Here is a 25134-nt window from a genome sequence, read left to right on the forward strand (position 1 = left end):
CGCGTAGGAGCGCCAGACGTCGTCGGCGGGCGGCGCGGCGCCGCATCCGGACGGTGTCCCTCGGGCGGACATCCGACCGCCCGGTATGCCCGTCCGCGGGGCATCGTCGCGAGACGTCGACCACGGCGTGCTCCCAGCGGGTGAGCGGGGTCGGGCTCCGGGCCGCCGCAGAGGAGAATGCCGGCATGACCCACGTGCTCGATCCCGGCGCGCTGTCGGACGACGCCCGGGCGCTGTCCGCGCCGACGCCTCCCTACGACGACGTCACGCGCTCGGACTCGGCGTTCCGCGCCTTCCTCCACGGCCTCCCGGGAGTCGACCAGGTCGGCGCCGAGGCGCGCGTCGCGACCCTGGGCACCCGGTCGATCAAGACGACGTCGAAGGCCTGGGCGATCGACACCGCCATCTCGATGGTCGACCTCACGACCCTCGAGGGCGCCGACACCCCCGGCAAGGTGCGCAGCCTGGCCGCCAAGGCCAAGCAGCCCGACCCGACCGACCCGACCACCCCGAGGGTCGCCGCCGTCTGCGTCTACGGCGACCTCGCCGGCGTCGCGCGGGATGCACTGGAGGGCACCGGCGTCCACGTCGCCGCCGTCGCCACCGCCTTCCCGAGCGGACGGGCCTCCCGCGCGGTGAAGATCGCCGATGTCCGCGACGCGGTGGCCAACGGCGCCGACGAGATCGACATGGTCATCGACCGGGGCGCCTTCCTCACCGGCCGCTACCTCGACGTCTACGAGGAGATCGTCGCGGTGAAGGAGGCCTGCGGCGACGCGCACCTCAAGGTCATCCTCGAGACCGGCGAGCTGGTCACCCTCGACAACGTCCGCCGGGCCAGCTGGATCGCCATGCTCGCCGGCGGCGACTTCATCAAGACGTCCACCGGCAAGGTCAGCCCCGCCGCCACCCTGCCGGTCTCGCTCGTCATGCTGCAGGCGGTCCGCGACTTCCGCGCCGCGACCGGCCGCCAGGTCGGCTTCAAGCCCGCAGGCGGCATCCGGACGACGAAGGACGCCATCAGGCATCTCGTGCTGATCAACGAGACCGTCGGCCCCGACTGGCTGCACCCCGACCGGTTCCGCTTCGGCGCCTCCGGTCTGCTCAACGACCTCCTCCTCCAGCGGCAGAAGCTGCGCACCGGCCACTACTCCGGCCCCGACCACGTCACGGTGGACTGACAGCGATGACCAGCGTTTTCGAGTATGCCCCTGCCCCCGAGTCGCGCTCGATCGTCAGCATCGCCCCCTCCTACGGACTGTTCGTCGACGGGGAGTTCGTCGACGGCTCCGGCGACCCGCTCGAGACGGTGAACCCGGCCACCGAGGAGGTGCTCAGCGAGGTCGCCACCGGCACCGCCGCCGACGTCGACCGCGCCGTGGCCGCCGCCCGCCGGGCCTTCACCCGCGTGTGGGGGCCGATGCGCCCCGCCGACCGCGGCAAGTACCTGTTCCGCATCGCCCGCCTGCTGCAGGAGCGCGCCCGCGAGTTCGCCGTGCTGGAGTCACTGGACAACGGCAAGCCCATCCGGGAGTCCCGCGACATCGACGTGCCCCTCGCCGCGGCGCACTTCTTCTACCACGCGGGCTGGGCCGACAAGCTCGAGCACGCGGGCCTCGGGCCGAACCCCCGCCCACTCGGCGTGGCCGGTCAGGTCATCCCGTGGAACTTCCCGCTGCTCATGCTGGCGTGGAAGGTCGCCCCCGCGCTGGCCACCGGCAACACCGTCGTCCTCAAGCCCGCCGAGACCACCCCGCTCACCGCGCTGCTGTTCGCCGAGATCTGCCGCCAGGCCGACCTCCCGCCGGGCGTGGTCAACATCGTTCCCGGCGCGGGCGACACCGGCCGGGCGGTCGTCGAGCACCCCGACGTCGACAAGGTGGCCTTCACCGGCTCCACCGAGGTGGGCCGCTCGATCGCCCGCGCCGTCGCCGGCACAGCCAAGTTGCTGACGCTCGAGCTCGGCGGCAAGGCGGCGAACATCGTCTTCGACGACGCCCCCATCGACCAGGCCGTCGAGGGCATCGTCCAGGGCATCTTCTCCAACCAGGGGCACGTCTGCTGCGCGGGCTCCCGGCTGCTGGTGCAGGAGTCGATCCACGACGAGGTCATCGCCGGCCTCCAGCGGCGGATCGGCACCCTGCGCGTCGGCGACCCGCTGGACAAGAACACCGACATCGGCGCGATCAACTCGCCCCAGCAGCTGGCCCGCATCCGGGAGCTGTGCGACATCGGCGAGGCGGAGGGCGCCCAGCGCTGGCAGCCACCCGGCGAGCTGCCGGCCAAGGGCTACTGGTTCCCGCCGACCGTCTTCACCGACGTCTCCCCCGCGCACCGCATCGCCCGCGACGAGGTCTTCGGCCCGGTCCTGAGCGTCCTCACCTTCCGCACCCCGGACGAGGCCGTCGCCAAGGCGAACAACAGCACGTACGGGCTGTCGGCCGGCATCTGGAGCGAGAAAGGCTCCCGGATCCTGAAGATCGCCGATCAGCTGCGCGCCGGGGTGGTGTGGGCCAACACGTTCAACAAGTTCGACCCGACGTCGCCGTTCGGCGGCTACAAGCAGTCCGGCTACGGGCGTGAGGGCGGCCGGCACGGCCTGGCGGCCTACGTGAAGGGGAACGACCAGTGAGCTCCGACCGTCTCGCCGTGCGCAAGACCTACAAGCTCTACGTGGGCGGCGCCTTTCCGCGCTCGGAGAGCGGCCGCACCTACGAGGTGACCGACGCCCGGGGCCACTTCCTCGCCAACGTCGCCCGCGCCTCCCGCAAGGACGCCCGGGACGCCGTCGCCGCCGCCCGCGCTGCCTTCCGCGCGTGGTCCGGCGCCACCGCCTACAACCGCGGCCAGGTGCTCTACCGGGTGGCCGAGGTGATGGAGGGCCGGCACGTCCAGTTCTGCGAGGAGGTCGCCGCCGCCGAGGGCCTGTCGGCGGCCAAGGCACGGGCCGCCGTCGACGCCGCCATCGACCGCTGGGTCTGGTACGCCGGCTGGACCGACAAGCTCGCCGCCGTCCTGGGCAGCACCAACCCGGTCGCCGGGCCGTACTTCGACTTCTCGCTGCCCGAGCCCTCCGGCGTCGTCGCCGTCCTGGCCCCGCAGCAGTCGAGCCTGCTGGGCCTGGTCAGCGTGCTGGCCCCGGTCCTGGCCACGGGGAACACCGCCGTCGTCGTCACCTCCGCGGAGCGGCCGATCCCGGCCGTCACCCTCGGTGAGGTGCTGGCGACCAGCGACGTCCCCGGCGGGGTGGCCAACCTGCTCACCGGCGACGCCGAGGAGCTGGGCCCGTGGCTGGCCGAGCACGCCGACGTCGACGGCATCGATCTCACCGGCGCCCCCGCCGGGCGGGCCATGGAGTTCGAGCGGGAGGCCGCCGGGACCCTCAAGCGCGTCGTCCGCCCGCCGGCCACCGAGCCCGACTGGACCGCCGACCCCGGCCTGTCGCGCATGACCCCGTTCCTGGAGACCAAAACGGTCTGGCATCCGATGGGCGTGTGAGGCGCCGTCCGGAGGCTCGCCGTGAGCCTGCGGACGGCGCGGGGACGGGTCCTCCTCCTGGCATCCGGGTGCCAGGAGGAGCCGCTGCGGGGGGCGGCGTCGCGATCCGGCACCGGTCTAGGCTCGGACCGTGCCGCATTTCGACGTCGTCGTCCTCGGAGCCGGGCCCGGTGGGTACGTGGCCGCGATCCGCGCCGCGCAGCTGGGCAAGAGCGTGGCCGTGGTGGAGTCGCAGTACTGGGGCGGGGTCTGCCTGAACGTGGGCTGCATCCCGTCGAAGGCGCTGCTGCGCAACGCGGAGCTCGCCCACCTGGTGCGCGACGAGGCGAAGACCTTCGGCATCTCCGGGGACGTCTCCTTCGACTTCGGCGCAGCCTTCGACCGCAGCCGCACCGTCGCCGACGGCCGCGTCAAGGGCGTGCACTTCCTGATGAAGAAGAACAAGATCACCGAGTTCGACGGCTGGGGCACCTTCACCGACCCGCACACCCTGCAGGTCGGCCTCAACGCCGGTGGCGAGGAGACGGTCACCTTCGACAACGTGATCATCGCGACCGGGGCGCACACCCGATTCCTGCCGGGCACGAAGCTGTCGGAGCGCGTGGTCACCTACGAGGAGCAGATCCTCAGCCGCGAGCTGCCGAAGAACATCATCATCGCCGGAGCCGGCGCCATCGGCGTCGAGTTCGCCTTCGTGCTGCGCAACTACGGCGTGCAGGTCACCATCGTCGAGTTCGCCGACCGGGTGCTGCCGCTGGAGGACGCCGCCGTCTCCAAGGAGCTGGCCAAGGCCTACCGGAAGCTCGGCGTCGAGGTGCTCACCTCCACCAAGGTCGAGCGGATCGACGACTCCGGCGACCAGGTCACGGTCACCGTCTCCGACGCCAAGGGCACCCGCGAGCTGCACGCGGACAAGGTCATGCAGGCCATCGGCTTCGTCCCCCGCGTCGAGGGCTACGGCCTGGAGAAGCTGGGCGTCGAGCTGACCGACCGCGTCCGCGCGATCGCCATCGACGACCGCATGCGCACCAACGTGCCGCACGTGTACGCGATCGGCGACGTCACCGCCAAGCTGATGCTCGCGCACGTGGCCGAGGCCCAGGGCGTCGTCGCCGCCGAGACGATCGCCGGCGCGGAGACGATGGAGCTGGACTACGTGATGATGCCGCGGGCCACGTTCTGCTCGCCGCAGGTCGCCAGCTTCGGCTACACCGAGGCGCAGGCCCGCGAGCTGGCCGACCAGAAGGGCTGGAAGATCAAGGTCTCCCAGTTCCCCTTCACCGCCAACGGCAAGGCCCAGGGCCTGGCCGAGCCCGGCGGCTTCGTCAAGCTGATCGCCGACGAGACCCACGGCGAGCTGCTCGGCGGCCACCTCGTCGGGCCCGAGGTCACCGAGCTGCTGCCCGAGCTCACCCTCGCGCAGAAGTGGGACCTCACGGCGACCGAGCTCGCCCGCAACGTGCACGCCCACCCCACGCTGAGCGAGGGTCTGCAGGAGGCGATCCACGGCCTGGCCGGCCACATGATCAACCTCTGACCGGCCCGGGCGGATCCCCCGCCACCCGGAGATGCGCCGCTCGCCCGACAGGGCAGGATGGTCGGGTGGCCAGGCCCAGCATCGTCCCCATCGCACTGACCCTCGACGACCGCACGGGGTACACCCTGTGGGCTCCGCCGTGGGAGGAGGACGGCGAGGAGTGGCAGGCGTTCCTCGGCACCACCGAGGGCGACGCGGTGGGCGGGCGTGCCATGGTGCACCTCTTCCCGACGCCGGCGAAGCTCGCCGCTTTCTGCCGCACCAGCACCGACCACGACCTGGCCGACCACCCGGTGTGGCCGGTCGTCGCCGGGCTGGGCGCCCCCGACCTGACCCCCGACGAGGACCACCGGTACGACTTCGACGGCGTGTACGACATCGCCGCCGAGAACCCCGACCGGTGGGCCGTGGAGGAGCTGGCGGCGACCGTCGACATGGTCAGCCGCCTGGCCGAGTGCCTGGACACCACCGACGAGGACGACGACGAGGACCAGTTCGAGGCCGTCGCCGAGTTCGCCGCCAAGCCGGAGATCGGCTCCCTGGGGCTGGGGGTGGAGGCGTTCGTCGGGCGCTCCGGCGAGGACGCGTGGATCGGCGTCGGCAGCGTCTTCGACGAGTTGTGGGAGGACGTCGTCGAGGAGCTCTCCGACCACCTCGACTGGACCGGCGGCGGCACCGCCACGGTGGAGGAGTACCCCTCGGCCTCCGAGGCCGCCGAGCAGGACGCCGGCCGCACCCTCCCCGAGGAGGACGACGAGGACGAGGACGACGACGCCCCCGCCGTTCCGGACCGGGCCACCGACGCCGCAGCCACCGGGGCGACCGCCGCGTCGGTGGCGCGCGGAGGCGGCGTGCGCACCATCGCGCGCGGCAGTCGGGTCACCGCCTCCCCCGCCGCGGTCGCCGCCGCCGCCGAGTTCTGGGAGGCCGTCGGCATCCTCCCGGTCGAGGTCGTCGTCCCGGAGGGCGCCGGGGTGACCCTGCGCTGCTACGTGGAGGACGTCGCCCGCTTCCTGGGCCGCGACGGCGAGGTCTTCGTGTTCGACACCCCGGCCGACCTGGCGCGCTTCTGCGCGGGCAACGAGCGGCACGACCTCAGCGAGATCGCCTCGTGGCCCGAGGTCGCCGACACCGACACCCTGCCACTGCCCGCGGAGCAGGACCGCTACGACCTGACCGAGCTCTCCGAGGTCCTCGCGGAGGTGGCCGACGGCGCCGCCGGGCTGGTGCCCCACCGGGCCCTGGTGCAGCCGGTCGAGGGCGTGCGCGACCTCGCCGAGTACGCCGGCCTGTCGCGGGTCGACGAGCTGCTCGCGCCGACGGCGCCGCTGGGCCGGGCCGTCGCCCGCGCCGACCGGCAGCCCGACACCGCGCTCACCGCCCCGGACGCGGCGCAGCTGCGCCCGGCCTGGGACGAGATCGTCACCTCGGTCAGCGGCGCTCTGGTCTTCCGCGACTGACGGTCCCCCCGACGACGACGGCGGCCCGCCCCGGAGAGATCCGGGACGGGCCGCCGTCGTCGTGGGTGGTGCGGGTGCTCAGCCCTGGCGCGGGGGACGCCCCGAGCGCTCACCGGCGAACCGGCGCTCACCCCCGGGTCGGCCGGAGCGCTCGCCGCCGCCGGAGCGGTTGCGGTCGCCGTAGGACCGGCGCGGGCCGCCGCGGGAACCGCCGGGGCGGTCGCCGTCACGGCGCGGACGGCCGCCGGGGCCACCGCCGCCGCGACGCATGTCGCGCTGGGTGCGCTCCTTGGGCTCCACCGGGATGCCGGAGGCGACCAGGTCCAGGATCGGCTGGTCGCCCGGACGGGTCCGGTCGAGGGGCGGGTCGACCTTGGCCGTGCGGAACCGGCGCTTGGCCTGACCGACCTGGTCGGGCAGCAGCAGCGAGACGACGACACCCGCCGCCCCGGCGCGGGCGGTGCGGCCCGAGCGGTGCAGGTAGGTCTTGGCGTCCGTCGGCGGGTCGTAGTGCAGGACCAGCGAGACGTCGTCGACGTGGATGCCGCGGGCGGCGACGTCGGTGGCGACGAGGACCGGCGAGCGGGCGTCGGTGAACTCCTCCAGCGCACGCTTGCGCGCCGCCTGGGGCAGCCCGCCGTGGATGGCCTCGGCCTTGATCCCGGCGGCCTTGAGGTTCTCGGCGAGCCGGTCCACGCCCAGCTGGGTGCGGGCGAAGATGATCGTGCGGCCGGGACGGCCGGCGAGCTCGGTGGCCACCTGCAGCTTGTCGCGGAAGGCGAGGCTGAAGGCCAGGTGCTCGGCCGGCGGGGCGTCGTCGCCGGCCCGCTTGACCTCGTGCCGGGCCGGGTCCTTGAGGTAGCGGCGGACCAGGCTGTCGACCTCGCCGTCCAGGGTGGCCGAGAACAGCAGCCGCTGGGCGTTGCGGTCGGTCTGGTCGAGCAGCTCCTTGACGACCGGGAGGAACCCCAGGTCGGCCATGAAGTCGGCCTCGTCCAGCACGGTCACGACCACCTCGGCCAGGGTGCACTCGCCCTGGCTGATCAGGTCCTGCAGCCGGCCGGGGGTGGCGATGACGACGTCGACGCCGCGGCGCAGCTGCTGGATCTGCCGGTACATGGGCGCGCCGCCGTAGACCGTGGCGAGCTGGAGGCCCATGGCCTGGCCGAGCGGGGCCAGCGCGTCGTGCACCTGCTGCGCCAGCTCGCGGGTCGGGACGAGCACCAGGCCACGCGGGGCGCGGCGGCCCTGCTTGGCGTCGGCGCCGATGCGGGCGAGCAGGGGCAGGCCGAAGGCCAGCGTCTTGCCCGACCCCGTGGCGGCCTTGCCGAGCACGTCGCGCCCCGCGAGGGCGTCCGGCAGGGCGGAGGTCTGGATGGCGAAGGGGCGGTGGATGCCGCGCCGCTCGAGCGCGGTCACCAGCGGCTGGGGCAGGCCCAGCTGGTGGAAGGTGGGACCCGTCGGGGCCTCGACGGTGTGCTCCGCCGCGGCGTCCGCGGCGGTGTTCTCGACAACGTTCTCAGGGGTGTTCTGACCAGTCGTGTTCGACTCGAACGAGACAGGGTGGACCACAGTCATGCGGGGTGGGGCTCCGATACTGCTCGGAGCGCGTCCCGTGAGAGAGGGAGAGCGCCGTCACGTACCGGCGTCCTCACTTGGCGATCGTCTGCGCCCAGGTGTGGAACGCGTGATCTGCACGGATGCGCTCGTGCCCGGACAAACCGTCCGGGAGGATGACCGGCCTTGTGCCGGTACGCCTACGGTAGCAGCGAAGATCGCGACGCTGTTCCCGCGACCGAGGGTGACGGGCGCCACGCCGGCGGTGTCAGTAGGGCTCCTCGTCGGCGTCGCCGGCGCTGACCGACAGCACGCCGTCGAGGTCGGCCAGCCACGCCGCCAGCGCCGTCACCGGCCCGGTGCCCTCCACCGAGAGCCGCACGGTCGCCTGCCGCACGGCGGTGCCGCCGTCGTCGGCGGCCGTGCGCAGGTCGCGGACGGTGAACCCGCGCTGCGTGCACTCGGCCAGCGCCCGGCGGAGCACGCCCTCGCCGTCCCGGTAGGTGAGCGTCAGCGAGTGCACCCGGGTGGCCCGGCCGGACAGCCGGCGGGCGAGCGGGGTGAAGCCGTAGGAGACGACGAAGTGCGCGGCCGTCGCGACGACGGCGAGGAGCCACAGGCCCGCCCCCGCCGCCATCCCCACGGCGGCGGTCAGCCAGACGATCGCGGCCGTCGTCAGCCCGCGGACCGCGTCGCGGCGGACGAAGATCAGCCCGCCCCCGATGAAGCCCAGCCCGGAGACGACCTGCGCGGCCACCCGGGAGTCACCGAACTGCGCCTGGCTGATGACCATGAACAGCGCCGCGGCGAAGCCGACGACGGTGAGGGTCCGCAGCCCCGCCGCCTTGTGGCGGAGCTCCCGCTCGAAGCCGATGAGCGCCGACAGCACGAACGCGACCCCCAGGTCGCCCACCTGGGCCCAGGTCTGCCCGGTCGGACCGGCGAGCTCCGACACCGGTCAGCCCAGCAGCGCCGCGTAGCCGGGCCGGACGACGTCGTCGAGCAGCCGCTCGCGCTCCTCGGCGGGCAGGAACGCGCCGGCGAGGGCCCGCTCGGTCACCGTCCGCACGTCGTCCCACGTCCAGCCGAACGTCGTCGCCACTCCCGCGATCTCGCTGCTCACCGACACCCCGCTCATCAGCCGGTTGTCGGTGTTGAGGGTGACGGCGAAGCCGAGCCGGTGCAGCCGGTCCACCGGGTGCGCGACCAGCGACGGGTAGGCGCCGGTCTGCACGTTGGACGACGGCGCGACCTCCAGGGTCACCTGCTCGTCGCGCACCCGCTGCGCGACCGGGCCCAGGGTGCCGTCCCCGCCCACCTCGTCGGCGATGCGCACGCCGTGGCCAAGCCGCTCGGCACGGGCGCCGTCGAGGGCGGCGACGATGCTGTCGATGCCGGCGGCCTCCCCGGCGTGGACGGTGCGGTGGGCGCCCGCACGGTCGAGCAGCGCGAGCGCGGCCGGGATGCGGTCCGGCGGGAAGCCGTCCTCCGGGCCGGCGAGGTCGAAGCCGACGACGCCGGCGTCCCGGTAGCGGACGACGAGCCGCGCGACCTCCTCCCAGCGGTCGTTCTGCCGCATGGCGCACAGCAGCGTGCCGACCCGGATCGGGGTGCCCGCTGCGCCGGCCTCCCGGCTGCCCTGCGCGTAGCCGTCGAGCATCGCCTCGACGGCCGCCTCCATCGGCATCCCGGCGGTCAGCAGCTCGGGCGCCATGCGCACCTCGGCGTAGACCACGCCGTCGGCGGCGAGGTCGAGCGCGCACTCACGGGCCACCCGCGCCACGGCGTCGGGGGTCTGCATGACGGCGACGGTGTGCGCGAACGTCTCCAGGTACTGGACCAGCGAGCCGGAGTCGGCCGCCTCCCGGAACCAGCGGCCCAGGGTGCCGGCGTCCGACGCGGGGAGCCCGCGGTACCCGGCCCGGTCGGCCAGCTCCAGCACCGTCCGCGGCCGGAGCCCGCCGTCCAGGTGGTCGTGCAGCAGGACCTTCGGCGCGCGGCGGACGTTCTCGTCGTTCAGCGGGGAGGACACCTGAAAAAGTTACCCGGCGGCCTCAGCGCCCCTCGCCCTCCTGCCAGCGGAAGGTGGCGACGCACAGCAGCAGGCCGACGACGCACCAGAGGCCGAGCACGATAGCGACGGTGCCCAGCTCCCAGGACCCGGCCGGCTCGCGCGCGGCCAGGGAGTCCGGCAGGAAGACCGAGCGCAGGCCCTGCGCCAGCCACTTCACCGGGAAGACCGAGGCGACGTCCTGCAGCCAGCCGGGCACCTGGTCGAAGGGCATGAAGACGCCGGAGACGAACTCGAGCACCAGGGCGATCGGGGTCACCGTCGCCGACGCCGACCGGGCGTTGCGGGCGAGCGAGGAGACGGCGATGCCCAGGAGCGTGCAGGCCGCCGCGCCGAGCACGGTGACCCACGCGAAGGTCAGCCAGTCACCCCCGGACGGGAGGTCGATGCCGAAGACGAGGACGCCGACGAGCAGCAGGACCACGATCGTCGCCAGCGTGACGGCGACGACCTGCGCGACCTTGCCGACGAAGTAGGCGGTCTTCGGCATCGGGCTGCCGGCCAGGGCCTTGAGGGTGCCGTCGGACCGCTCGCCGGCGATGTGGATCGCCATGTTCTGCAGGCTCGCCCCGACGATCCCGGCGGTGATCACCCCGGCCATGAAGTACTGCGGGAAGTCGACGCCGGAGCCGAGGTCGTAGTCGAGCACCGCGCCGAGGCCCAGCAGCAGGATCACCGGGAACAGCAGGGTGAACACGACCGACTCGCGCTGGCGGAAGAACTCCTTGAGCTCCACCCCGGCGCGGGTGCGGCAGACCCGGCCGACCGACGGCAGCGCGGTGCGTTCCGGCGCGGCGGTGGTCACGAGCGGTCCCCGATCATCTTCAGGTAGACGTCCTCGAGGGTCGGCCGGTTGACCGCGAGGTCGGGCACCTCGCCCGGAAAGCGCGCGGCGAGCGCGGCGACGAACGCCGTCGGTGTCGCGGTCTCGGCAGTGCGCCGGGCGCCGTCCTCGGTCCAGCTGACGACGGCGGGGGCGCTGCCGCGGCCACCGAGGGCGGTCGGAACGGCGACCTCGGCGAGCTGCCCGTGGGCGATGACGCCGACCCGGTCGGCCAGCTCCTCGGCCTCGTCGAGGTAGTGGGTGGTCAGCAGCATGGTGGTGCCGAGCTCGCGCAGCGAGCGGATCAGCGCCCAGAACTGGCGGCGCGCCTCGGGGTCGAACCCGGTGGTGGGCTCGTCGAGGAAGAGCAGCCGGGGCCGGCCGACGATGCCCAGCGCGACGTCGAGCCGGCGGCGCTGCCCACCCGACAGGGTGCGGCCGCGGGCGCCGGCCTTGTCGGTGAGGCCGACCAGCTCGAGCACCTCGTCGGGGTCCCGGGGGTCGGCAAAGTAGGACGCCTGCGCGGTCAGCAGCTCGCGCACCGAGAGCTGGCTGTCCCCGGCCCCGGACTGCAGCACGATGCCGAGGTCTGCCTTCCAGCGGCGCCCGCCCTTGGCGGGGTCCACCCCGAGCACGCGCACCTCACCGCCGTCGCGCCCGCGGTAGCCCTCGCAGATCTCCACCGTCGTCGTCTTGCCGGCGCCGTTGGGGCCGAGCAGCGCGAAGATCTCCCCGCGACGGATGTCGAGGTCCAGACCGTCGACGGCGGCCCGCTCCCCGTACCGCTTGACCAGGCCACGGATGGAGATGGCGGCCTCGGGGTCCAGCGGCGAGGCCGGCTGGTGCGGGGGCGCCGCCGTCACCGTCGTTCGGTTCACGGGAGACCAGTCTCCCCTACGATCCTGCGGTGATGCGGTCGAGGGCCAGCGGGAGCGGCTCGTCGGCGGTGTCGACGCCGATCGCCTCCTCCAGCGCCTCCAGCGCCCGCGGGATCCGGTCGGCGTCGTGGGTCTGCAGCTCCAGCAGCGGCTGGCCCGCGGTCACCCGCTCCCCCACCCCGGCGGTCCAGACGACGCCGGCCGCGGCCTGCACCGGGTCCTCCTTGCGGGCCCGGCCGGCGCCCAGCCGCCAGGCGGCGACGCCCAGCGCGTAGGCGTCCAGGCGAGTCAGCGTGCCGGTGGCGGGCGCGGTCACCACGTGGGTCTCGGCCGGGCGCGGCAGCGGGGCGTCGGGGTCGCCGCCCTGAGCGGTGATCATCCGCCGCCAGACGTCCATGGCGCGGCCGTCGCGCAGCGCCTCGGCGGGGTCGACGTCGGCCCGCCCGGCGCCGGCGAGCATCTCGCGGGCCAGGGCGAGGGTCAGCTCCACGACATCGGCCGGGCCGCCGCCGGCGAGCACGTCGACCGACTCGGCGACCTCGACGGCGTTGCCCGCGGACCGGCCCAGCGGCCGGTCCATCGCCGTCACCAGAGCGACGGTGCGGACGCCGGCCGCCTCGCCCAGGCCGACCATCGTCCGGGCCAGCTCGCGGGAGGCCTCGGCGTCCTTCATGAACGCGCCCGATCCGGTCTTGACGTCGAGCACCAGGGCGTCCGCGCCCTCGGCGATCTTCTTGCTCATGATCGAGCTGGCGATCAGCGGGATCGACTCGACGGTGCCCGTCACGTCGCGCAGCGCGTAGAGCAGCTTGTCGGCCGGCGCCAGGTCGTGACCGGCCGCGCAGATGACCGCGCCCACGTCGCGCAGCTGCGCCAGGTACGCCTCCTCGTGGACGTCGGCCCGCCACCCGGGGATCGCCTCGAGCTTGTCCAGCGTGCCGCCGGTGTGCCCGAGGCCCCGGCCGGACAGCTGCGGCACGGCGACGCCGCAGGCCGCCACGAGCGGCGCCAGCGGCAGGGTGATCTTGTCGCCGACGCCGCCGGTGGAGTGCTTGTCGGCGGTCGGTCGGCCCAGGGCGGAGAGGTCCTTGCGCTCGCCGGAGTCGATCATCGCCTGGGTCCAGGCGGCGAGCTCCCCAGCGGCCATGCCGCGGAAGAACACGGCCATGAGCAGTGCGCTCATCTGCTCGTCGGGCACCGCACCCCGCGTGTAGGCGTCGACCACCCAGTGGATCTGCTCGGCCGAGAGCTCGACGCCGTCCCGCTTGGCGCGGATCACGTCGATCGCGTCGAAGGCCATCAGCCCTGCCCCCGCTCGGCGGCGGCGACCAGGTCCTCGGGGCCGAACGCGTCGGGCAGCACCTCGCGCATCGGCACGATCCCGAGCGACACCGTCTCGATGAGCATGTCCGCGCCGCCGTGCTCCCACAGCAGCTGCCGGCAGCGGCCGCACGGCATGAGCGGCTGCCCGTCCCCGCCGACGCAGGTCACCGCGACCAACCGCCCGCCGCCGGTGCGGGCGAGGTCGCTGACCATTCCGCACTCGGCGCACAGGCCCAGTCCGTACGAGGCGTTCTCGACGTTGCAGCCGGTGACCACGCGGCCGTCGTCCACCAGCCCGGCGACGCCGACCGGGAACTTCGAGTACGGCGCGTACGCGTGGCTCATCGCCTCGCGGGCCGCGGCCCGCAGCGCGTTCCAGTCCGGCTGCATCAGTGTTCTCCTCGTCGGTACACGAGTCCGTCCGCCTTGGGCATCCGCAGCCGCTGGGCGGCCAGGGAGAGCACCAGCAGCGTGATCAGGTGCGGGGTGAACGAGACGATGCCCTCGGGCAGCTCCTCGATGGTCAGGAAGGCCACCAGGCTGGCGGCCGCGAACACCACGGCGAGCACCGCCTGGAGGAGCCGGCGCCGGCCGGCCTGGTAGAACGCGACGGCCAGCAGCAGGACCGCGATGAGCAGCAGCAGCGCGACCACCGCGCCCCGGCTGCGCAGCTGCAGGCCGTCGGCGTAGCCGAACAGGCCCGCGCCGGCCGCCAGGCCACCGGGGCGCCAGTTGCCGAAGATCAGCGCCGCCAGGCCGATGAAGCCGCGGCCGCCGGTCTGCCCCTCGCGGTAGATGTTGGCCACGAACACCAGGGCGACGCCGCCCAGCCCGGCCAGCGCCCCGGAGATGATCACCGCGAGGTACTTGAGCCGGTGGACCGGGACGCCGAGGGAGTCGGCCGCCGCCGGGTTCTCACCGCACGAGCGCAGCCGGAGGCCGAACGCGGTGCGCCACAGCAGCAGGTAGCTGGCCGGCACCAGCAGCACGGCGATCAGGGTGAGCACCCCGACGCCGCTGGTGAGTCCGCGGAGCAGGCCGGCGACGTCGGAGACGAGGAAGATGCGGGCGCCCTCGATGTCGCCCAGCAGGTCCGGTCCCGAGGAGAGCACCGGGAGCGAGAAGTTCGGCGGCCGGCTCGCCAGCGCCGGCGACTGGGTGACGCCACCGCCCTCCGCCCCGCCGGCGTAGAGCAGCTCGGACAGGAACCGCACGACGCCCTCGGCGAGGATGTTGATCGCGACGCCGGAGACGACGTGGTCGACGCCGAAGGTGACGGTGGCGACCGCGTGCAGCAGCCCGCCCAACGCGCCGAAGACCGCGCCGCCGATGATCGCGGCGACCCAGCCCCACTGGTAGCCGGCCCAGCCGGCGCCCCAGGTGCCGAGGATCATCATGCCCTCGAGGCCGATGTTGACCACGCCCGCCCGCTCGGCGAACAGCCCGCCGAGCGCGGCCAGGCCGATCGGCACCGCCAGCAGCAGCGCCGCCGCGAAGGTCGACGACGAGGTGAGCGCCTGCTGACCGGAGACGATGCGGACCAGCGACATGAGCAGCACCAGGCCGACGAACAGCCAGGCGAAGCGGCGCGCCCGGCCGCCGCCGAGGAAGAGCTCGGTGAGCGGACCGCGGCCGGAAGCGGTGCCGGGTGCGGTCGTCGCGGTGCTCATGCTCCGGCTCCCTGGCGGTCGTCGGTGATGCGGGTGCCGATCGGACCCTCGGGACCGGCGGAGGTGCCGCCGGCGGCGGTGCCGGTGTCGCCCTGGCCGCTGTCCCGCCCGGCCCGCCGGCGGGTGACCTGGCGGGCGACCTCGTTGGCGACGACCACCGAGAGCACGATCGTGCCCTGGATGATCGTGACGACCGAGGCAGGGATGTCGGCGAACTGCAGCGGCACCGCGGCCCGGTCGAGGAAGGCGAACAGCAGCGCGGCGAACGCGATGCCCAGCGGGTTGTTGCGGCCGAGGAGCGCCACCGCGATGCCGAGGAAGCCCAGGCCGGCGGTGAACTCGGTGCCGAAGTGGTAGGTCCGCCCCAGCAGGTCGGGCAGGCCGATGAGGCCGGCGATCGCGCCGGAGATGAGCATCGTCTTGATGACCATGGCGCGGGCATCGATCCCGCTGGCCGTGGCCGCCGACGGCGAGAGCCCGGTCGCGCGCAGGTCGAAGCCGAACCGGGTGCGCCTGATCAGCACCGAGACGACGACGCCCACGACGACCGCCACGAGCAGGAAGCCGTACAGCTGGGTGCGCGGCTGGGCCAGGCCGAGGACGTCGAACACCCCGTTGAGCGCCGGGAAGCGGCCCGACTCCGGGATATCCGTGGTGGTGATGATCGCCGCGCCCGCCTCGCTGCCCCGCAGCGGCCCGGTGAGCAGGTAGGACGCTGTGCCCAGGGCGATGAAGTTGAGCATGATCGAGCTGATCACCTCGCTCACGCCCCGGGTCACCTTGAGGACGGCGACGATCCCGGCCCAGAAGGCGCCGACCGCCATGGCGACGACCATGATCAGCAGCAGGTGCAGGGGGGCGGGGAGGACCACGGCCGCACCGGCGCCCGCAGCGATGACCGTCGCCATCCGGTACTGGCCCTCGACGCCGATGTTGAACAGGCCCATGCGGAAGGCGACCGAGACGGCCAGCCCCGCGAGGAACAGCGGCACCGCCCGGTTGAGGATCACGACGATCGCCTGCGTCTGCTGCGACGGGCTGTCGCCGAAGTCGAAGAGAACCTGTAGCGCGGTGCCCGGGTGCTGACCGATCGCGAGGATGACCAGCGTCGTGATGACGATCGCGACGACCACGGCGAGGGCCGGCGCGAGCAGGGACGCGCCGAGCCGGCGGATCGCGGTCACGCGGCGCCCACCGAGCCGCCGGAGGCCCCGGTCATGTGACCGCCGAGCTCCTCCGGGGTGAGCGCCGTCGGGTCGAGCGTGGCGACCAGCCGACCGCGCAGCATCACGTGCAGCGTGTCGGACAGGCCGATCAGCTCGTCCAGGTCGGCGGAGATCAGCAGGATTCCCATCCCCTCCGCGCGGGCGTCCTTGAGCAGCTCCCAGATCGAGGACTGCGCGCCGACGTCGACACCCCGGGTGGGGTGCGCGGCGACCAGGAGCCGGGGAGCGGAGCTCATCTCCCGCCCGATGATCAGCTTCTGCTGGTTGCCGCCGGAGAGGGCGACGGCCAGCGTGTCCGGCCCCGGCGCCCGGACGTCGTAGTCGCGCATGATCCGCTGGGTGTCCGAGCGGGCGGCCTTGCGGTCGATGAAGGGTCCCTTGACCGCCGGCGGACGGGTCTGGTGGCCGAGGATCCGGTTCTCCCACAGCGGGGCGTCGAGCAGCATGCCCTGGCGGTGCCGGTCCTCGGGGATGAAGCCCACCCCGGCCTCGCGGCGGGCCCGGGTGCTCCAGCCCGTGACGTCCTGGCCGGCGAGGACGACCGCGCCTCCGGCCGGCGACCGCAGGCCCATGATCGCGTCGACGAGTTCTGCCTGGCCGTTCCCCTCGACGCCGGCGATGCCGACGACCTCGCCCTCGTGGACGGTGAGCGCGACGTCGTCGACGGCCGGCCGACGGGCTCCCGGCGTGGTGACGGTGACGCCGCGCAACTGGAGGACGGGGGTCTCGCGCACCGTGGACGCCCGGGCGCCCGGCGAGGGCAGCTCCGAGCCGACCATGAGCTCGGCGAGCTGGTGGGCGGTGGTGGTCCTCGGGTCGGCGGTGCCGACCGTGGTGCCCCGTCGGATGACGGTGATCGAGTCGGCCACCTTGCGCACCTCGTCGAGCTTGTGCGAGATGAAGATGACGGTGAGGCCCTCGCGCTTGAGCTCGCCGAGGTTGCCGAAGAGCTCGTCGACCTCCTGCGGCACCAGGACGGCGGTGGGCTCGTCGAGGATGAGGGTCGTCGCGCCGCGGTACAGGACCTTCGCGATCTCGACCCGCTGCCGGTCGCCCACCCCGAGCTCCTCGACGAGCACGTCGGGCTCGAGGTCGAGGGCGTACCGGTCGGAGATGTCGCGGATGCGGCGGCGCGCCTCGGCCCGGTCCAGCCGGCCGCCCTTCGTCGGCTCGCTGCCCAGGACGACGTTCTCGAGGACGGTGAAGTTGTCGGCCAGCATGAAGTGCTGGTGCACCATGCCGATGCCCGCGGCGATGGCGTCGGCCGGGCTGCGCAGCGAGGCCTCGCGGCCGTCGAGCAGGATCGTGCCCTCGTCGGGCCGGTGCATCCCGTACAGCGTCTTCATCAGCGTCGACTTGCCGGCGCCGTTCTCGCCCACGATGGCGTGCACCTCACCGCGGCGGACCCGCAGCTCGATGTCACGGTTGGCGACCACGCCGGGGAAGCGCTTGGTGATCCCGCGCAGCTCCACGGCGTAGGGGGCGCCGGAGCCCGGTCCGTCGCCGGCCGGCGGGGTTCCGCCGGCCGCTCCTGCTGCGGCCATGGGGCCTCTCTCTCGCGGTGCGGCCGCGGGTACGCGACGCACGTCCACTCGTCTGCACCGGCGGGGACGGGATCCCTCCGTCCGCACCGGGGTCCTACCGAGGGCGGTGGGATCGCCCACCCCGACCGGCATGGGCATGATCCCGCACCTTCCCGCGCCACCGGACCCCGCCCCGGACCACGACGGCGGGCCCGGGCGCGTGCGCCCGGGCCCGCCGTGGACCGATCCGTGGACGCGGGCCACGCCCGGAGGCGGGCCCGCACCGATCACGGGGTGGTCGGCACCTCGATGTCACCGTCGATGATCTGCTGGCGGTAGTCCTCGATGACGTCCTGGATGTCGTCGATGAAGCCGCCCGAGGTGGACAGGCCGACACCGCCGGTGGACAGGTCGTTGAGGATGTCGACGCCGCCGTCGATGTTCCCCTCGGCGAAGTCCTTGATGTAGGCCTCCACCGCGTTGTCGACCCGCTTGAGCATCGACGTCATGATGACGGCCTGCTGCTCGGGCGAGGCGCTCGCGTACTGGTCGGAGTCGACGCCGATGGCGCGCTGACCGGCCTCGACGGCCGCCTCGAAGACACCCTCGCCGGAGCCACCCGCGGCGTGGAACACGATGTCCGCGCCGTTCTGGAACATCCCCTGCGCCGCGACCTTGCCGCCCTCGGGGTCACCGAAGCCCGACGGGTCACCGGCCGGGGACAGGTACTGGGTGTCGACGATGATGTCGGGGTCGACGGCCTTGGCACCGGCCGTGTAACCCGCCTCGAACCTCTCGATCAGCGGGCTCTGCTGGCCACCGATGAAACCGATGTGCCCGGTGGCGCTCTTCGACGCGGCGGCGACGCCGGCGAGGAAGCTGCCCTCCTCCTCGGCGAAGACCAGACCGGTGAGGTTGTCCACGCCCATGTCGGCGACCGAGGTGTCGACGATGGCGAACTGGGTCTCGGGGTAGTCGGCGGCGATGTCGCCGATGATGTCGCCGTAGGCGAAGCCGACCGCGATCACCGGGTTGAAGCCGTTCTCGGCGAGCTGGGTGAGCAGCTCGGCGCGGTCGGACCCGTCCTCGTTCGGCGAGAGCTCCTGGATGTCGTCCTCGACGCTGCCACCCAGGTCCTTGACGGCGGCCTCGACACCCGCGATCGCCGAGTCGTTGAAGGACTTGTCGCCACGACCGCCGGTGTCGTAGGCGACACCGACCTTGAGGTCGCCCTCGCCGCCGCCGCTGGCGCCGCCCGCGCTGCTGTCCTCGTCGCTGGCACAACCCGCAAGGGCCAGGCCGCCGGCCAGCAGCAGCGCCGCGACCTTCGTCATCCGCGCTCGGCGCAAGACGATCTCCTTTGCTGTGGGGAGATCCCTGCGCCGTGGCGGGGGGCCTCCCGGGGTGGGATTGCGCGTGCCGCGGCGGCCGCCTCGGGCGGCCTTCCGGAGGGGCACGCCCCCGGACGCTAATCCCGGCCACCGAGGGGCCTCCAACCTCTGGTCCGGACTGAGACCCGATCGTTGCGAACCCTGATTCCATCGGGCGCCGGACCTCCCGGGGACAGTGGTCACCGTCACCGGCGCATGACCTCGGGCGACATGGGACGACGGTGGCGGCTTGCGTCCGTCGCTCTCGCGGCGGCGCTCGTGGTCGGCCTCCCCTCCCCCGTCGTCCCGGCGCAGGCCGCACCCGGGGCCTGGACCTCGTCGTCGTCGCGGCCGACGGCCGACTCGGCCGCGCCTACGCCCACGGCGCCCCGCACGGGCCTGCCGCCCCGGGGCAGCGCCCCCGACGGCTCGACCGTGGGCGGGGAGCGGCTGCGCACGCGCGGCGTCGTCGTCCCCCCCCGACGCTCCCCCGCGACCCGACGGCATCACCGCCTCCGGCTGGCTGGTCGCCGACGCCGGAACCGGGGCGGTGCTGGGTGCGCGGGACCCGCACGGGCGCTACTACCCGGCGAGCACCCTCAGGACCCTGACCCTGCCCGCGCTGCTCCCCGGCTCGACCCGGCGCTCGTCGTCGAGGGATCGGTCGAGGACGAGGAGGTCGAGGGCAGCCGGGTAGGCCTGGTCGCCGGCGGGCGCTACCCCGTCCCGCTGCTGTTCACCGCGCTGATGCTGCAGTCGGGCAACGACGCGGCGTCGGCGCTCGCCCGTGCAGCCGGCGGGAGGGCGGCGACCCTCGCCCTCATGAACCGGACCGCCGCGGAGCTCGGCGCCTTCGACACCGTCGCCGGCAGCCCGTCGGGGCTGGACGTCGCCGGCCAGTCGACGTCGCCGCCGACATCCTGCGCACCCCGACGGCCGACATGCCGGCCGTCGACGGCCGCTTCCCCGGCTTCCAGATCCAGAACCAGAACCCGCTGCTGACCGGCTACCCGGGCAACCTCGGCGGCAAGACCGGGTTCACCGACGCCGCCCGGCATGCGTTCGTCACCGCCGCCGAGCGCGACGGCCGCCGGCTGGTGGTCAGCGTGCTCGACACCGAGAACGTCCCGCTGCGGACGGCCGACCAGGCCGCCCGGCTGCTCGACTGGGGCTTCGCCGTCCCGACGACCAGTGCCGGCGTCGGCCGGCTGGTCCGCCCCGCCGACCTCGTGGCGCCGACGACGACGGCCACCGGCACCGCTCCGCCGACCGTGCCCCCGGGCACGGCGGCCGCACCGGCGAGCGGCTCCCCGGTGGCCGACGGCGCGGGCCGGCCGTGGACGGCGGTCGCGCTGGCCGCGGTGGCGCTCGCCGCGGTCAGCGCGACGGGGCGCGCTCGTCATCGGGCAGGTCGGACTCCTCCGGTACCGGCGCCGGGGCGGCGCCCGCCAGCGCCGGGGAGCTGGCGGTCCAGGCGGCGGTGAAGAAGGCGAACCGGAAGACGATGTTGATCCACACCAGGATGCCGACGGCGCCGCCGAAGGCCGACGCGGTGACGCTCCCGGAGATCAGCGAGAGGTAGAGGTTGCCGATCAGCTTCATCACCTCGAACCCGACGGCGCCGAACAGCGCCCCGGGGAGCAGCCGCCGCAGCGGGTGCGGCGTCGAGGGAACCACCTTCAGCAGCCACAGGAAGACGACGGTGTCACCGAGGAACGCCAGCGCCAGGCCGGCCACGGTGGCGAGCACGGACAGCCCGGGCGCACCGTCGAGCCCGAGCACCTCCAGGAACCAGGACGTCGCCCACGTGGCCACCCCGGTCAGCCCCAGGCTGAGCAGGCCGACGACACCGAGGAGGAAGAGCGCCACGACGTCCTGGACGTTGTCCCTGAGGAACTCCGGCTCGTCGGCGTGCCCTTTCCAGATGCGCTCCATGCCGATGCGGAGCTTGTCCATCGCCCGCAGCCCGGCGTAGAGGAAGCCCACCAGCCCGATGACGCCGACCACCTCCGCCGAGCCGACGGCGCTCCGCAGGTCGTCGACGATCTCCCGGCCGGTGCTGCCGGGGAACGCATCCCGGATGGCGTCGTAGAGCTCGCGCTGGAGCAGCTCGTCGCCGGCCAGCACCAGGCCGATGACCGAGGCGACCAGGAGCAGCACGGGGAACAGCCCCAGGAAGGCGAAGTACGTGACCCCGGCGGCCATGAGGTCGCCCTGCGTCCGGCGGTAGCGGCCGCCGGCGCGGGCGAGGTGGTCGAACCGCCGGGACCGCCGGCGCGCGGCGTCGACCGTGCCCTCGATGCGGTCCCACGTCCGGGCCGGCCAGCCCTTCCTGGCCGGGGCGTTCCCGGAGCTCGCGGAACTCACCGCCCGAGTCTGGGCGATCTGCTCCCGCGGCGCGCTCTCAGCGCCCGGAACCGGTGAGGGGGTACTCGCGGGCGAGCGCCCAGCCGCCGCCGGCGACCTGCTCGAACTCGGTGAAGTGCTCCACCCGGAACTCGGCCGACAGCTCCTGGAGCCCGCTGTACGCCAGCTCGAGCATGTCGGCCGGCACGTCGTGGGCCACGGTGACGTGCGGGTGGTACGGAAAGGACAGCGACCGGGCCAGCGGACCCTGCCGGAGGTCGTTGGCCAGCATCTCGCAGTTGCCGATGCCGCGCGCCACGGTCACGAAGACGACGTCGGTGACCGGCATGAACGTGCCCGTGCCGGCCAGGTGCATGTCGAACGGCGGGTGCTCGGCGGCGACCGCGGCCAGGTGCTCGGCGATTGCGTCGCGCGAGGCGACCGGCACCTCGGTGGGCGGCAGCAGCGTGACGTGCGGGGGCACCAGCGCCGCCTGCGGGTCGCCCACCTTGGTGCGCCAGTCGACCAGCAGCGACGCCCAGGGCTCGGGCACCGGGACGATGACGCCCAGCACCGCGGTCTCGGGCGGCGTCGGCAGCCGGCCCACGAAGGTGTCGTCGTTCACGGGCGGAGCCCCGCCGGTGGCAGGAAACCGATCCGCTGGTGGACGGCCTCCAGCGTGGGGGCGGCCACCTCCCGGGCCCGCGCGGCCCCGGCGGCCAGCACCCGCTCCAGCTCCGCGGTGTCGGCCAGCAGCTCGTGGGTGCGCTGCTGGATCGGCGCCAGCGCCTCGGTGACGACCTCGGCGAGCTCCTTCTTCAGGTCGCCGTAGCCGCGTCCGGCGAAGTGCTGCTCCAGCTCCGCGGTGCTCTTCCCGGAGAACGCCGAGTGGATGGTGAGCAGGTTGGTGACGCCGGGCTTCCCGACCGGGTCGGCCACGACCTCGCGGCCGGTGTCGGTGACCGCCGAGCGGATCCTCTTGGCGGTGATCTTCGGGTCGTCGAGCAGGTTGATGCAGCCGGCCGGCGGAAGGCTCTTGCTCATCTTCTTGTCCGGCGACTGCAGGTCCAGCACCTTCGCCGTCCCCTGGACGATGAAGGGCTGCGGCAGCGTGAAGGTGGGGCCGAACCGGCCGTTGACCCGGGTCGCCAGGTCCCGAGTCAGCTCCAGGTGCTGGCGTTGGTCCTCGCCGACCGGCACCCGGTCGGCCTGGTAGAGCAGGATGTCGGCCGCCTGGAGCACCGGGTAGGTGAACAGGCCGACGCTGGTACCGCCGGTGCCCTGCCGCTGGCTCTTGTCCTTGAACTGCGTCATGCGGCTGGCCTCGCCGAACCCGGTGAGGCACTGCAGCACCCAGCCCAGCTGGGCGTGCTCGGGAACGTGGCTCTGCACGAACAGCGCGCTGCGGCCCGGGTCGACGCCGATGGCGATCAGCTGCGCGGCCGACACCAGGGTGCGACGGCGGAGCACCGCGGGGTCCTGCTCGACGGTGATCGCATGCAGGTCGACGACGCAGTAGAAGGCCTCGTGGTCGTCCTGGAGGGCGACCCACTGCCGCAGCGCACCCAGGAAGTTGCCGAGGTGGAAGGAGTCCGCCGTCGGCTGGATGCCGGACAGTACTCGGGGAAGAGCCACGTCGGCCATCAAACCAGCCGGGAGCGGCCTCCGTTCCGACCTCCCCCGTCCGCTGCGCCACCGACCGATCGGGGGGCTCGGTCGACGCAGGTCAGGACGGCGCCGCGGCGAGCGCGTCGTCGAGCGCGCCGAGGAACACGTCGTCCTCCTCGGGAGTGCCGACCGTGACCCGGATGCCCTCGCCGGCGAACGGCCGGGTGATCACCGCGCGGGCCTCCAACGCGGCCGCCAGCCCGAGCGCCCGCTCCCCCACCGGCAGCCACACGAAGTTGGCCTGGCTCCCGGCGACCTCGAGGCCCCGCGCGCGCAGCTCGCCGGTCAGCCGCTCCCGCTCGGTGACGACGGCGGCGCACCGGGCACGGACCTCGTCCTCGCTGGCCAGCGCCGCCACCCCGGCCGCCTGCGCGACCAGGCCCACGCTGAACGGCAGGTGCGTCCGGCGCACGGCCTCGGCGACCGACGGGTCCTCGGCCAGCAGGTAGCCGACCCGCAGCCCGGCCAGCCCCCATGCCTTCGAGAAGGTGCGGAGGACCGCGACGTTCGGCCGCCCACGCATCAGCTCGGCGCCGTCGGGGACCTCGGGGTCGGTGACGAACTCCCGGTAGGCCTCGTCGAGCACCACGAGCGTCTCCGCGGGCACCGCGTCGAGGAACCGCTCCAGCTGTGCCCGGCGGACCGCCGTGCCCGTGGGGTTGTTCGGGTTGCAGACGAACACCAGGCGGGTGGTGTCGTCGATCGCGGCGGCGAGGGCGTCCAGGTCGTGGGTGTCGGCGGGCCCCCCGGGCCGGCCGGGGGTCAGCGGCACCTGGATCGCGCGCGCACCGGCCACCCGGGCCAGCAGCGGGTACATCTCGAACGAGCGCCACGCGAAGGCCATCGCCGTGCCCGGGTCGTTGTAGGCCTGGGCCAGCTCCTGGCAGATCGCCACCGCACCGCAGCCGACGGCCACCTGCGCCGGGTCGACGTCGTACCGCTGCGCCAGGGCCCCGGTGAGGACGACGGCGCCGTTGTCGGGGTAGCGGTTGGTCTCGGTGACCGCCGCGGTCACCGCCTCGACGACGGCCGGCAGCGGCGGGAACGCGACCTCGTTGCTGGCCAGCTTCACCGCCCGCTCGACGCCGATCTCCCGGGCGAGGTCCGCCGGGTTGCGGCCGGGCTTGTAGGCCGGGAGCGACTGCACCGCCGGTCGGGCACTGACCACGAGATCCTCCACCTCCACGACCCTCCTCATAGGGTGGGCCCATGCGCGTACTCGTCGCCGGCGGAGCCGGCTACATCGGCAGCGTAGTGACGGCGGCCCTGCTGGCCGACGGTCACGAGGTCACCGTCCTCGACGACCTCTCGACCGGTCACGCGGACGCCGTGCCCGCCGGCGCCACGCTCGCCGAGGTCTCGCTGCACGACTCGGCGCCCGTGCTGGCCGAGTTCCGGCCGGAGGCGGTGCTGCACTTCGCGGCCAGGTCGCTGGTCGGCGTCTCCCAGCAGCAGCCCGAGGACTACTGGCACACCAACGTCGGCGGCTCGTTCGCCCTCCTCGAGGCGATGCGCGCCGCGGACTGCCGCCGGATCGTGTTCTCCTCCACCGCCGCCACCTACGGCGAGCCCGACCAGGTGCCGATCCGCGAGGACGCGCCCACCAGGCCGACCAACACCTACGGCGCCTCCAAGCTCGCCGTCGACCACATGCTCACCTCGTACGCCGTCGCGCACGGCTTCGCCGCGGTGAGCCTGCGGTACTTCAACGTCGCGGGCGCCGCCTACGGGCTGGGCGAGCGGCACGCCACCGAGACCCACCTCATCCCGATCGCCCTCCAGGTGGCGGCCGGGCAGCGGGGCTCGCTCACCGTCTACGGCGAGGACTACCCGACCCCCGACGGCACCTGCATCCGCGACTACGTCCACGTCGAGGACCTCTCCGACGCCCACCTGCTGGCCCTGCCCGCACCGGCCGCCGGGGAGCACCGGATCTACAACCTGGGCAACGGCACCGGCTTCTCCGTGCAGGAGGTCGTCGAGGCCGCCCGCGAGGTGACCGGGCACCCGATCCCGGTCACCGTCGGCGAGCGCCGGGCCGGCGACCCCGCCCAGCTGGTCGCCTCCAGCGACCGGATCCGCGCCGACCTGGGCTGGGCGCCGAAGCACACCGACCTGGTCGGCATCGTCCGGGACGCCTGGGAGGTCGCGCGGTCCCGCCGCTGAGAGAGCACCCCTCTGCCC

At 73.8% G+C, this 25134-nt stretch carries 23 protein-coding genes; 8 read left to right on the plus strand and 15 right to left on the minus strand.

Features of this window, described 5'->3' with window-relative positions; all coding sequences use genetic code 11:
* The first annotated feature begins 185 nt into the window (after positions 1-185).
* The 5 genes from deoC to ABC795_RS14665 all read left to right on the plus strand — a co-directional run bounded on the left by deoC (position 186) and on the right by ABC795_RS14665 (position 6495).
* Entirely contained in the window at positions 186-1181 is a 996-nt protein-coding gene (deoC, locus tag ABC795_RS14645; protein ID WP_347057920.1) for a deoxyribose-phosphate aldolase, read from the plus strand.
* A gap of 5 nt (positions 1182-1186) precedes the next feature.
* Positions 1187-2632: an aldehyde dehydrogenase family protein gene (locus ABC795_RS14650; protein ID WP_347057921.1), complete on the plus strand. Its 1446-nt coding sequence runs from the start codon at positions 1187-1189 to the stop codon at positions 2630-2632.
* The gene (locus ABC795_RS14655) at positions 2629-3498 is read left to right on the plus strand and encodes an aldehyde dehydrogenase family protein (RefSeq protein WP_347057922.1); all 870 of its coding nucleotides are present in this window, start codon (positions 2629-2631) and stop codon (positions 3496-3498) included. The genes ABC795_RS14650 and ABC795_RS14655 overlap by 4 nt, the downstream gene beginning before the upstream one ends.
* Positions 3499-3628: 130 nt before the next feature.
* A complete protein-coding gene (gene lpdA / locus ABC795_RS14660) occupies positions 3629-5035 on the plus strand; it encodes a dihydrolipoyl dehydrogenase (RefSeq protein WP_347057923.1) in 1407 nt (468 codons plus the stop codon).
* Positions 5036-5100: 65 nt separating this feature from the next.
* Positions 5101-6495: a hypothetical protein gene (locus ABC795_RS14665; RefSeq protein ID WP_347057924.1), complete on the plus strand. Its 1395-nt coding sequence runs from the start codon at positions 5101-5103 to the stop codon at positions 6493-6495.
* Between the two features lie 78 nt (positions 6496-6573).
* Here ABC795_RS14665 and ABC795_RS14670 read toward each other — a convergent pair whose 3' ends face one another.
* The 11 genes from ABC795_RS14670 to ABC795_RS14720 all read right to left on the minus strand — a co-directional run bounded on the left by ABC795_RS14670 (position 6574) and on the right by ABC795_RS14720 (position 18900).
* Positions 6574-8073 carry a DEAD/DEAH box helicase gene (locus tag ABC795_RS14670; protein WP_347057925.1) on the minus strand — a complete coding sequence of 500 codons (1500 nt, stop codon included), beginning with the start codon at positions 8071-8073 and terminating at the stop codon, positions 6574-6576.
* A 247-nt stretch (positions 8074-8320) separates the two neighbouring features.
* Complete coding sequence (locus ABC795_RS14675) at positions 8321-9007, minus strand: MgtC/SapB family protein (RefSeq protein WP_347057926.1); 687 nt, start codon at positions 9005-9007, stop codon at positions 8321-8323.
* A 3-nt stretch (positions 9008-9010) separates the two neighbouring features.
* A complete protein-coding gene (locus tag ABC795_RS14680; RefSeq protein ID WP_347057927.1) occupies positions 9011-10084 on the minus strand; it encodes an adenosine deaminase in 1074 nt (357 codons plus the stop codon).
* 22 nt (positions 10085-10106) lie between these two features.
* Complete coding sequence (locus ABC795_RS14685; RefSeq protein ID WP_347057928.1) at positions 10107-10928, minus strand: ABC transporter permease; 822 nt, start codon at positions 10926-10928, stop codon at positions 10107-10109.
* Positions 10925-11824, minus strand: coding sequence for an ABC transporter ATP-binding protein (locus ABC795_RS14690; protein ID WP_347057929.1), 900 nt, complete (start codon positions 11822-11824; stop codon positions 10925-10927). Before ABC795_RS14690 ends, ABC795_RS14685 begins: the two co-directional genes overlap by 4 nt.
* Before the next feature lie 16 nt (positions 11825-11840).
* Positions 11841-13124 carry a thymidine phosphorylase gene (locus ABC795_RS14695; RefSeq protein ID WP_347057930.1) on the minus strand — a complete coding sequence of 428 codons (1284 nt, stop codon included), beginning with the start codon at positions 13122-13124 and terminating at the stop codon, positions 11841-11843.
* A complete protein-coding gene (locus tag ABC795_RS14700) occupies positions 13124-13537 on the minus strand; it encodes a cytidine deaminase (protein ID WP_347057931.1) in 414 nt (137 codons plus the stop codon). The genes ABC795_RS14695 and ABC795_RS14700 overlap by 1 nt, the downstream gene beginning before the upstream one ends.
* Positions 13537-14817, minus strand: coding sequence for an ABC transporter permease (locus ABC795_RS14705; protein ID WP_347057932.1), 1281 nt, complete (start codon positions 14815-14817; stop codon positions 13537-13539). Before ABC795_RS14705 ends, ABC795_RS14700 begins: the two co-directional genes overlap by 1 nt.
* Positions 14814-16001 carry an ABC transporter permease gene (locus ABC795_RS14710; protein ID WP_347057933.1) on the minus strand — a complete coding sequence of 396 codons (1188 nt, stop codon included), beginning with the start codon at positions 15999-16001 and terminating at the stop codon, positions 14814-14816. Before ABC795_RS14710 ends, ABC795_RS14705 begins: the two co-directional genes overlap by 4 nt.
* Positions 15998-17587 carry an ABC transporter ATP-binding protein gene (locus ABC795_RS14715; protein WP_347057934.1) on the minus strand — a complete coding sequence of 530 codons (1590 nt, stop codon included), beginning with the start codon at positions 17585-17587 and terminating at the stop codon, positions 15998-16000. Before ABC795_RS14715 ends, ABC795_RS14710 begins: the two co-directional genes overlap by 4 nt.
* 266 nt (positions 17588-17853) lie before the next feature.
* A complete protein-coding gene (locus ABC795_RS14720) occupies positions 17854-18900 on the minus strand; it encodes a BMP family ABC transporter substrate-binding protein (protein WP_347057935.1) in 1047 nt (348 codons plus the stop codon).
* Between the two features lie 267 nt (positions 18901-19167).
* Between ABC795_RS14720 and ABC795_RS14725 the strand changes: the two genes are divergently transcribed.
* The gene (locus tag ABC795_RS14725; RefSeq protein ID WP_347060730.1) at positions 19168-19938 is read left to right on the plus strand and encodes a hypothetical protein; all 771 of its coding nucleotides are present in this window, start codon (positions 19168-19170) and stop codon (positions 19936-19938) included.
* On the plus strand, positions 19878-20420 hold the full coding sequence (locus ABC795_RS14730; protein WP_347057936.1) for a hypothetical protein: 543 nt from the start codon (positions 19878-19880) through the stop codon (positions 20418-20420). Before ABC795_RS14725 ends, ABC795_RS14730 begins: the two co-directional genes overlap by 61 nt.
* On the opposite strand, the gene ABC795_RS14735 is transcribed toward ABC795_RS14730, so the two are convergent.
* From ABC795_RS14735 to hisC, 4 genes are all read right to left on the minus strand, one after another.
* Positions 20314-21303, minus strand: a complete 990-nt coding sequence (locus ABC795_RS14735; protein WP_347057937.1) for a YihY/virulence factor BrkB family protein — start codon at positions 21301-21303, stop codon at positions 20314-20316. The genes ABC795_RS14730 and ABC795_RS14735 overlap by 107 nt on opposite strands.
* Positions 21304-21340: 37 nt before the next feature.
* On the minus strand, positions 21341-21907 hold the full coding sequence (locus tag ABC795_RS14740) for a 2'-5' RNA ligase family protein (protein ID WP_347057938.1): 567 nt from the start codon (positions 21905-21907) through the stop codon (positions 21341-21343).
* On the minus strand, positions 21904-22926 hold the full coding sequence (trpS, locus tag ABC795_RS14745) for a tryptophan--tRNA ligase (protein ID WP_347057939.1): 1023 nt from the start codon (positions 22924-22926) through the stop codon (positions 21904-21906). Before trpS ends, ABC795_RS14740 begins: the two co-directional genes overlap by 4 nt.
* Before the next feature lie 82 nt (positions 22927-23008).
* On the minus strand, positions 23009-24136 hold the full coding sequence (hisC, locus tag ABC795_RS14750; protein WP_347057940.1) for a histidinol-phosphate transaminase: 1128 nt from the start codon (positions 24134-24136) through the stop codon (positions 23009-23011).
* Between the two features lie 23 nt (positions 24137-24159).
* Between hisC and galE the strand changes: the two genes are divergently transcribed.
* On the plus strand, positions 24160-25116 hold the full coding sequence (gene galE, locus ABC795_RS14755; RefSeq protein ID WP_347057941.1) for a UDP-glucose 4-epimerase GalE: 957 nt from the start codon (positions 24160-24162) through the stop codon (positions 25114-25116).
* Positions 25117-25134: the final 18 nt, after the last annotated feature.

Source organism: Blastococcus sp. HT6-30 (assembly GCF_039729015.1).
Lineage (GTDB): Bacteria > Actinomycetota > Actinomycetes > Mycobacteriales > Geodermatophilaceae > Blastococcus.

What these genes read in the sequence shown, in the direction of transcription:
- ABC795_RS14695 (WP_347057930.1), bottom strand. Translation starts at nt 13,124, where the DNA reads ATGGCCTTCGACGCGATCGACGTGATCCGCGCCAAGCGGGACGGCGTC.
- ABC795_RS14705 (WP_347057932.1), bottom strand. Translation starts at nt 14,817, where the DNA reads ATGAGCACCGCGACGACCGCACCCGGCACCGCTTCCGGCCGCGGTCCG.
- ABC795_RS14715 (WP_347057934.1), bottom strand. Translation starts at nt 17,587, where the DNA reads ATGGCCGCAGCAGGAGCGGCCGGCGGAACCCCGCCGGCCGGCGACGGA.
- ABC795_RS14730 (WP_347057936.1), top strand. Translation starts at nt 19,878, where the DNA reads ATGCCGGCCGTCGACGGCCGCTTCCCCGGCTTCCAGATCCAGAACCAG.
- ABC795_RS14725 (WP_347060730.1), top strand. Translation starts at nt 19,168, where the DNA reads ATGGGACGACGGTGGCGGCTTGCGTCCGTCGCTCTCGCGGCGGCGCTC.
- ABC795_RS14650 (WP_347057921.1), top strand. Translation starts at nt 1,187, where the DNA reads ATGACCAGCGTTTTCGAGTATGCCCCTGCCCCCGAGTCGCGCTCGATC.
- ABC795_RS14670 (WP_347057925.1), bottom strand. Translation starts at nt 8,073, where the DNA reads ATGACTGTGGTCCACCCTGTCTCGTTCGAGTCGAACACGACTGGTCAG.
- trpS (WP_347057939.1), bottom strand. Translation starts at nt 22,926, where the DNA reads ATGGCCGACGTGGCTCTTCCCCGAGTACTGTCCGGCATCCAGCCGACG.
- ABC795_RS14700 (WP_347057931.1), bottom strand. Translation starts at nt 13,537, where the DNA reads ATGCAGCCGGACTGGAACGCGCTGCGGGCCGCGGCCCGCGAGGCGATG.
- deoC (WP_347057920.1), top strand. Translation starts at nt 186, where the DNA reads ATGACCCACGTGCTCGATCCCGGCGCGCTGTCGGACGACGCCCGGGCG.
- galE (WP_347057941.1), top strand. Translation starts at nt 24,160, where the DNA reads ATGCGCGTACTCGTCGCCGGCGGAGCCGGCTACATCGGCAGCGTAGTG.
- ABC795_RS14720 (WP_347057935.1), bottom strand. Translation starts at nt 18,900, where the DNA reads ATGACGAAGGTCGCGGCGCTGCTGCTGGCCGGCGGCCTGGCCCTTGCG.